The sequence below is a fragment of the Prolinoborus fasciculus genome, from assembly GCF_056724605.1.
In genome coordinates this window covers 20,009-28,469 of record NZ_JBWZQN010000047.1, presented here as the reverse complement: position 1 = coordinate 28,469, position 8,461 = coordinate 20,009, and the positions used below count along the sequence as shown (strand labels likewise).

At 44.7% G+C, this 8,461-nt stretch carries 6 protein-coding genes; 4 read left to right on the top strand and 2 right to left on the bottom strand.

Features of this window, described 5'->3' with window-relative positions:
- The 4 genes from AC1P5O_RS11620 to AC1P5O_RS11605 form a co-directional block, all read left to right on the top strand.
- Positions 1-1,322: TolC family protein (locus AC1P5O_RS11620; protein ID WP_499006047.1), on the top strand; the 1,322-nt coding region annotated here is incomplete at its 5' end.
- Between the two features lie 11 nt (positions 1,323-1,333).
- Positions 1,334-2,464: an HlyD family secretion protein gene (locus AC1P5O_RS11615; RefSeq protein WP_262466661.1), complete on the top strand. Its 1,131-nt coding sequence runs from the start codon at positions 1,334-1,336 to the stop codon at positions 2,462-2,464.
- Positions 2,464-3,594: an ABC transporter permease gene (locus AC1P5O_RS11610; protein ID WP_004733131.1), complete on the top strand. Its 1,131-nt coding sequence runs from the start codon at positions 2,464-2,466 to the stop codon at positions 3,592-3,594. Before AC1P5O_RS11615 ends, AC1P5O_RS11610 begins: the two co-directional genes overlap by 1 nt.
- Positions 3,591-4,691, top strand: a complete 1,101-nt coding sequence (locus tag AC1P5O_RS11605; protein ID WP_262466660.1) for an ABC transporter permease — start codon at positions 3,591-3,593, stop codon at positions 4,689-4,691. The genes AC1P5O_RS11610 and AC1P5O_RS11605 overlap by 4 nt, the downstream gene beginning before the upstream one ends.
- Positions 4,692-4,718: 27 nt before the next feature.
- Here the strand turns inward: AC1P5O_RS11605 and AC1P5O_RS11600 are convergent, their stop codons facing one another.
- Positions 4,719-5,144 carry a DUF3887 domain-containing protein gene (locus AC1P5O_RS11600; protein ID WP_262472425.1) on the bottom strand — a complete coding sequence of 142 codons (426 nt, stop codon included), beginning with the start codon at positions 5,142-5,144 and terminating at the stop codon, positions 4,719-4,721.
- Between the two features lie 68 nt (positions 5,145-5,212).
- On the bottom strand, positions 5,213-8,194 hold the full coding sequence (gene gyrA / locus AC1P5O_RS11595) for a DNA gyrase subunit A (RefSeq protein WP_071850639.1): 2,982 nt from the start codon (positions 8,192-8,194) through the stop codon (positions 5,213-5,215).
- Between the last annotated feature and the right edge of the window lie 267 nt (positions 8,195-8,461).

Below are 8,461 nucleotides of genomic sequence, written 5' to 3'. Positions count from 1 at the left end.
GCCAAGCCTATCAAAGTCTGGAACAGGCCTCAAAACTTGAAGCTGAAGCAGTGAAAGGTATAGGTCTGCCACGAGTCGACCTGAATGTTCGTGCGTATGCCTTTCATAATGAACTCGATCTGCCTTTAGGTGCATTAAAAAATAATTTAGAGCAATCCTTAACCAATGGTGTAAATAATAGAATTGATGAACTGAACTTAGGTGCTATTGCTGATCCGCTAAAAAATAGTTTAAGACCACCTATCCAAAATGGAGTTGGCTTAATTCCTGATAGTTCGCATGTCGTGCTGGATGATCAGGTCATTCGCCCGACGGTTTCAGTCATGATGCCGCTTTATACCGGTGGACTGACAAGCAACGCCAAAGAAATCGCCAATATTCAGGTCGGTCGTAGTCAGCTCAGCAACAAACAGCAGCAAGATACGCAGCGTTTTGAACTGATTCAAAGTTATTTTAATGTGCAGCTCCAAAAGCAATTGCATGCAGCTGCGCTGTTTAATCTGAATGCCATGCAGCAGCATTATCGCAATGCCTTAAAGATGGAACAGCAAGGTTTTATCAGTAAAGGCCACCGCATGCAGTTTGAAGTAGCACGCAATAATGCCGAGCGCAGCCAGCAAAACACGCAAGCCAATTTGAATGCTGCCCTTTTCCAGCTCAATAATCTGCTTCAAGAAAGTAGCATCACTGAGCTTTCAACGCCTTTATTTGTCAATAAAACCGAGCCACAGGCCTTAAATCATCTGCTGAAAACCTTTAGTCAAAACTCTGCGTTGATTCAAAAAATGCAGCTGGATACCCAATTAGCCCAAGCCAATGTCAAAGCCCAGCAAGCAGCTAAAAAACCGAATGTTTTTGCTTTTGGCGAATATAGTCTGGATCAAAATGAAAACTGGATTGTCGGAGTTGCCGCACGCTATAACCTGTTTTCCGGGATCGATAAAAACAAAAATATTCAGGCTGCCGAACTCAAACGCTCTGCCACAGAACTTCTCACTGCACGCACCCAGCAGGAAATTGAAAATCTGATTTATAAATCTTATAGCGAAGCACTCAGTGCACAGCAAAGTGATGCGCTTCTGGCACAAAACTTGAAAGCCGCACAGGAAAATTTACGCATCCAAGAATTGTCTTTTAAAGAAGATATGGGCACCGCCACACAGGTCATCGATGCACAAAATATGCTGAGCGGACTACGAGCTGAAACTGCCTTGAATGCTTACAAATATGTGATGTCACTGGCCACACTATTACAAAGCCATGGCTCGATTGCAGAATTTCCGAACTACATCCAACATACCAACACTCACTATATTCGCTAATGGAGCCGAACATGAACGAAGATCAAAAACCGAATGATCCTGTGAATGAAGCGGCTTCATCCAGCGATACAGAAAAATCGCCTGCGCAACAGGTAGAAGCAAAAACTGAAATAGAAAACAACGCGACGACTTCGACCGAGCAACAACAAGCTCCTGAAATCGCTAAAAAGAAAAAATATTTATTGCTCGCCCTGATTCCAGTTCTGCTGGCAGTCATCGCATTTGGATTATGGAAAAGCTATCAACCCGCTCCGCTGGAATTGCAGGGTCGTGTAGAAGCTGAAACGGTTCAGGTGGCGACCAAAGTGCCAAGCCGTATTGAAGAAATCTATGTAGAAGAAGGTCAGCGGGTCAAAAAAGGCGATGTGCTGGTGCGCTTAAACAGCCCGGAAATTCAGGCCAAAAAACAGCAAGCCGCAGCGGCTTTACAATCTGCGCTAGCCTTACAATCGACTGCTGAACGTGGCTCGCAGGAAGAAAATATCGCGAGCCTGTATGCCAACTGGCAATCGCTGAAAGCACAGCAAAATTTAGCCAAAGTTTCTTATGAGCGTGGTGCAAATTTATTTAAGGAAGGTGTGATTTCACGCCAGCGCCGTGATGAATTGTATGCAGCCAGTCAATCAGCGGCACAAATGACAGAAGCAGCGTATCAGCAATACGCACGTGCCAAACGTGGCAGCACCTCGCAGCAAAAGAGTTCTGCCGATGCACAAGTAGATATTGCCCAGGCTGCGCTGGATGAAGCCAATGCATTAGAGGCAGAAACCCAATTAGTAGCACCTGTAAACGGAACGGTGTCTAAAACCTATGGCAAAGTCTCGGAGCTGGTAGCCACCGCAGTCCCTGTGGTCAGCCTGATTGAAGATCAAATGTGGGTGAGCCTGAATATTCGTGAAGACCAATATGCCCCATTTCAGAAAATGAGCAGTATTGAAGGTTATATTCCCGCCCTAGATAAAACCGCCACTTTTCAAATCAAGCAGATCAGTGCTGAAGGTGAATTTGCCACCATTAAGACCACACGCCAAACCGGCGGTTATGATGTGCGAAGTTTTAAGCTGCATCTTGTGCCCACACCAGCGATTCCTGAACTCAAAGTCGGGATGAGCGTGTTATTTAAACTGAAAGAGGCCCGATAATGTGGACGGGTATATGGCGCGAACTGCGCTATCTGCTCCGAGAAAAATGGGATCTGTGTCTGGTCACGCTGGCACCTGCACTGGTGATTATTTTATTCAGCAGCATGTTTGCTCAAGGGAAACCGGATCATTTACCGATTGCGATTATTGATCAAGACCAGAGTGCGCTGAGTCAAAGCATTTATCAGCATGTGGCGCTGAATCATACTCTTAAAATTGCTACGGTGTCGGAACAAACAGCTGAAATTGAGCGCCTGTTAAATCAAAATAAAATTTGGGGTTATATCCATATTCCAAGCGGTGCCGAGCAACGTCTGGTTCGTGCCCAGGATGCTGACATCAGTATTGCCTTTAACCAGAGTTATTTCAGTATCGGAAATACCATCTCCTCTGCCATGCTGGTCAGTACCCTGCAAGCACTGGCTGAATTTGGCGGACAGCAATATCTGGGCAACCGGCTGCCTTCTCTCGAAGCACCGTCGCCGCATATCAAAATATCGCCGCTGTATAATCCACAACTGAATTATGAATTCTATCTGGAACCCTATGTCATTCCGGCAATTCTGCATTTACTGCTGTGTTGTTGTGTGGCATTTTCCGTCGGTCAGGAACTGAAGCGACAGACCTTAACAAGCTGGATCAGCAACTCGTCCATCTGGATGGCATTGCTGTCTAAAAATCTGGTCTATGTGGCTATTTTTAGTCTATGGACCTGGATCTGGATGTTCTGGCTGATTGAAATTCGCGGCTGGTTTGTTGCCGGCTCGCTCAGCCTGATTCTATTGGCGCAATTTCTGCTGTATAGCGCTTATGCATTTTTAAGCAGTGCAGTGGTTCTGGCAACCAAAGATTTAAGTAAATCTTTCGGCATCATTGCGGTCTATGGCGGTTCATCTTTAAGTTTTGCCGGTGTGACCCTCCCTTTAAATAATGCGCCCCTATTCACCCAGTTTTGGTCCAATATTATTCCGTTTACGCCCTATGCCAAATTACAAACTGAACAATGGGTGATTGGTAGTCCATTGCATATTTCACTGCAAGCTGGATTAATGCTGCTGATCTATGCCCTAGTCTACGCTCTGCTGGCTTATCTGTTTCTTAAAAAAATCGCCAAAGGAGCAGTCCAATGAAATCCCTTTGGTTTTACTATCTACAAAGCTTTAAAGATATTGTCAGTCACGGCACGATCTTTACTACGCTGATTCTATCCGTATTGTTTTACAGCTTTTTTTATCCAACTGCTTATCAGGCGCAGCAGGCTGAAGCCTTACCGATTATTATTGTCGATGAAGAACAAAGTAGCTTAAGTACCCGCATTATTGGTCAGGTGGCACAAAGCCCCAATGTCGAAATTCAGGCGATTACCGGAAATTTTGCCGAGGCCAAACAATGGATGGAATCTCAAAAAGCTGATGGCATTTTACTGCTGCCGGAGAATTTATCGCAAAGCTTAAGGCATGGTGAAACAGGTGGCATTGGACTGTATGTAAGTACAGCCAACTTTTTAGTGACCAAACAAATTGGTCTGGGCTTAGCTACATCGGTTGAGCAAACTTTGGCAGATTATGTTGAACGCTTTGGCGAGGTCTCGGATTTTTCACCTGCTATTTCAGTGCATCAAATTCCTTTATTTAATCCGCTGTCCGGCTATGGCAGTTATGTCTTTCCTGCGGTTGCACCTTTAATTATTCACCAAACCATTCTTTTGGGTTTGAGTATGCTGATTTTGGTATATCGGGAAAGAAAAGTAGAATTAAACGCAAATGCATTGATTGGGATGTGTTTAGCGGTCTTTACTATTGGCTGTCTGGGATGTTTCTATTTATTCGGCTTTAGCTTCTGGCTATTTGATTATCCACGTGGTGGCAACCTTCTCGGGATGCTACTGGCTGTTCCGGTTTTTATCTACACGATAATGGGCATGACCTGTCTATTTGCCAGTTTTCTGGATCTGCCGGAACGTGCGGGGCATGTCATTGTATTCACTTCTATTCCACTGTTCTTTTTATCTGGTGCGGCCTGGCCGCATGCCGCCATGCCCATCTGGATGCAAGTCGTTGGCGAAATCCTGCCTTCCACCCAAATTGTGCAGATGTTTATTCAACTCAATCAAATGGGTGTACCTACCGCACTAGTCTTGCCTAAATTGCTTTATCTTGGAATGATCGGCAGCATGTGCTTTTTCTTGGCTTATCGACGTTTAATTTCTGGTCATCAAAGCAGATAGAACATTATAGCAATGCGCCTATTCCACTTATTTACTTGATTCGCCAAAGACCTGAATATTGAAATTACGAATCTTGTTGCTACCATTCGGCTTATCAAAACTCACATCATACTGAACCAGATTCTCCGGATAGGCAATTTCATAACTGACCTTATATTGTCCAGGCTGATTGGTTGCTTCTTCAATCTCTTTGGTCATTAAAGTCTTAGACTTGTATTCACCTTGAGGAATTGAACGTGAAAAGCGTTTCATCAGCTTTTCATTATCCTTAAACTGGGTTTGCAACTGCGGTTCTAACTGAGCCAGAAATTCCTCATATTTCCCGTCACGCAAATCCTCATAAGCCAGCTGTGCCGCCTTTTCCTGTTCAGGACTCGGATTCGGAATATTGTCCATTGAATTACAGCCAGTCAATGCAACCGCTGCTGCCAACAACATTAATTTGGTTTTCATCGCTTACCCTTATGCAGTCAAGGTTTATAAAAAAGGACGCCGAAGCGCCCTTTTTATCAGTAAAAAACTTATTCTTCTACTGAATTTTCACCATCTTTTGCAACTTGCTCAGTTTCAGCTGCTACATCTGTTTCTGCTACTAAAGATTCTGCACCTTCAATCGCTTCAACAAACTCATCTTCTTCAACAGCTTCAATTGAAACCACACCGACCAGCAATTCCTCATTACCTAAGCGGATCAGACGAACACCCTGTGCATTACGACCAGTTTGCGCCACTTCAGATGCACGGGTACGAACCAGCGTACCGCCATCAGAAATCAGCATCAGTTCTTTAGAAGCATCGATGGCAACAGCGCCCACCAATTGACCATTACGTTCAGAGGTTTTGATCGCAATCACACCCTTACCGCCACGTTTCTTGGTCGGGAAGTCGTCTACTGGAGTACGTTTACCATAACCGTTTTCAGATGCACACAGTACTTCGCCAGTTTCAGGTACAACCACCAGTGATACGATTCGGCTAATCAATGCTGAATCTGAACCATCTTCGTCATCAGACTCGATCTCAGTTTCATCATTTTCTTCTAGCTGTGCAGCTGCACCAATGGTCACGCGCATACCACGTACACCTTTGGCAGAACGGCCCATTGAACGCACATCAGTCTCAGCAAAGCGAATGGCTTTACCTTCGTTCGAGAACAACATGATTTGCTGTTCGCCGTCGGTAATCGCTACACCAATCAGGGTGTCATCGCCATTCAGCTCAATCGCACGTAAACCGTTTGAACGAACATTCGAGAACTGTTCAAGCTCTACACGTTTAATCGTACCGTATTCAGTCGCCATAAACACATAGAAGTTTTTACGTACCGCTTCAGCCTGCTGAGCAAAGTCATTGATGATGTCATCATCAAGATCTGTTGCAGAAAGCTCCAAGCCCAACTGTTTCAATTGGATACGCAATGCATCAGAAATATCATCCGCACCGTCTTCAGATTCTGTCAGCGCTGCTTCAAGCTCGGCAAAATGAGCATTGATTACTTCATTGTTTTGCAACTGCGCTGCATTAGCTTTGACAAATGCCTTGAAGTCAGCCAGACGTTCCTTGAATTTCTTCGGCGCATCGATCACCGGCAAGATCGCGGTAATAGTCTCGTTTTCATCCAGTGGCAGCAAGTTCACCATTGGGCGACCTTTGGCACCACGTGATGCTTGCGGCACTTCATAGACTTTCAGACGATAGACCTTACCAACGTTGGTAAAGCAAAGTACCGTCGCATGACTTGACGTCACAATCAGATGTTGAATGTAATCATCTTCTTTCATGCTGGTCGCAGATTTACCACGGCCACCACGACGCTGCGCAGCATAGTCAGACAATGGTTGTGTTTTCGCATAACCTGATTTCGATACCGTCAGCACCATTTGCTCTTCAGGAATCAGATCTTCACGAGAGAAATCGATACGTGACTCGACAATCGACGTTTTACGTGCATCGCCATACTGCTGAAGAATTAATGCCAGCTCTTCACGAATCACGTTCATCAACAGATTAAAGTCATTCAAAATTGCAGTCAGTTCAGCAATTTGTGACAGGATTTCACTATATTCAGCATGTAACTTGTCTTGTTCCAGACCAGTTAAACGATGCAAGCGAAGTTCCATAATTGCATTCACCTGGGTTGGTGACAAACGATAAATCTCGCCATCCAAACCAAATGGGCGACTTGGGTCTTCACCTTCAATCTCATCCGGACGCACAGAAACTGAACCGGCTTTTTCCAGCAAGGCCAAAACACCGCCACCTGCCCACTCACCTGCCTGCAAACGCTCACGCGCTTCAGCCGGATTCGCAGAACTCTTGATAGTTTCGATGATGGCATCAATATTCGCCAGGGCAACGGTTAAACCTTCCAAGATATGCCCACGTTCACGCGCTTTGCGTAATTCGAACATGGTACGACGCGTGACCACTTCCTGACGGTGACGGATAAATGCCGCAATGATGTCTTTCAGGTTCATCAATTTTGGTTGGCCATTGTCCAGGCAAACCATATTGATGCTGAAAGAGTTTTCAAGTTGTGTGTTCTGGAACAGGTTGTTCACGATCACTTCGGCGTTTTCACCGCGCTTCAGGTCAATCGCGATACGCATACCGTCTTTGTCAGACTCGTCACGAAGCTCTGAAATGCCTTCCAGTTTTTTCTCTTTGACCAGTTCAGCAATACGCTCAATGGTTTTTGCTTTATTGACCTGATATGGAATTTCAGTGAAGACAATCGTGGTACGGCCATTTTTCGGATCTTCTTCGAAATGGTACTTACCACGAATATGCAAACGGCCCTTACCGGTACGGTATGCATCGACAATGCCTGATTTACCGTAAATGATACCGCCTGTCGGGAAATCCGGACCAGAAATATGCTCCATCAACCCTTCGATACTGATCTGAGGATCATTGGCATAGGCCAGACACGCATTCACCACTTCAGTCATGTTATGCGGGGCCATATTGGTCGCCATACCGACTGCAATACCGGTAACACCATTAATCAATAAGTTCGGTACACGGGTTGGCATCACCTGAGGAATACGCTCAGAGCCATCGTAGTTGTCTTCCCACTCAACGGTATCTTTTTCAAGATCCGCTAACAGTTCGTGGGTCAGTTTACGCATACGCACTTCGGTATAACGCATGGCTGCTGCGCTATCGCCATCGACCGAACCGAAGTTACCTTGACCATCAACCAATTGGTAACGCAAGCTGAAATCTTGCGCCATACGTACAATGGTTTCGTATACGGCAGAATCACCATGCGGGTGATATTTACCGATCACGTCACCGACTACACGTGCAGACTTTTTATAAGCTTTGTTATAGTCATTGCCTAATTCGTGCATTGCGAAAAGCACACGACGATGAACAGGTTTTAAACCATCTCGTACATCGGGCAATGCACGTGACACAATCACGCTCATCGCATAATCGAGATATGAGCTTTTAAGTTCATCCTCAATGGCAATCGGTCTAATTTCCGATACGCTCATGCATACTCCTTATTCTACAAGCCAATTTTGGCTTGTATTTATATGTCGTAAAACTAGCAAAATCATTAACTCAAACGACTGAGTTAAAAACTAAAATACAGCCCTAAATTATAGCATAAACACTTGTATTTTTGTGTCGAAATATTCAGCTTAACCTTGTTAATTATCTTCATTTTAGTGATCATTTTCTTGTTATTTCAAAACAGAAAATCAGTGCATCCAGACAGGATTTTTCAATACTCAAAATTTTGAGAAATACAGGAGTAC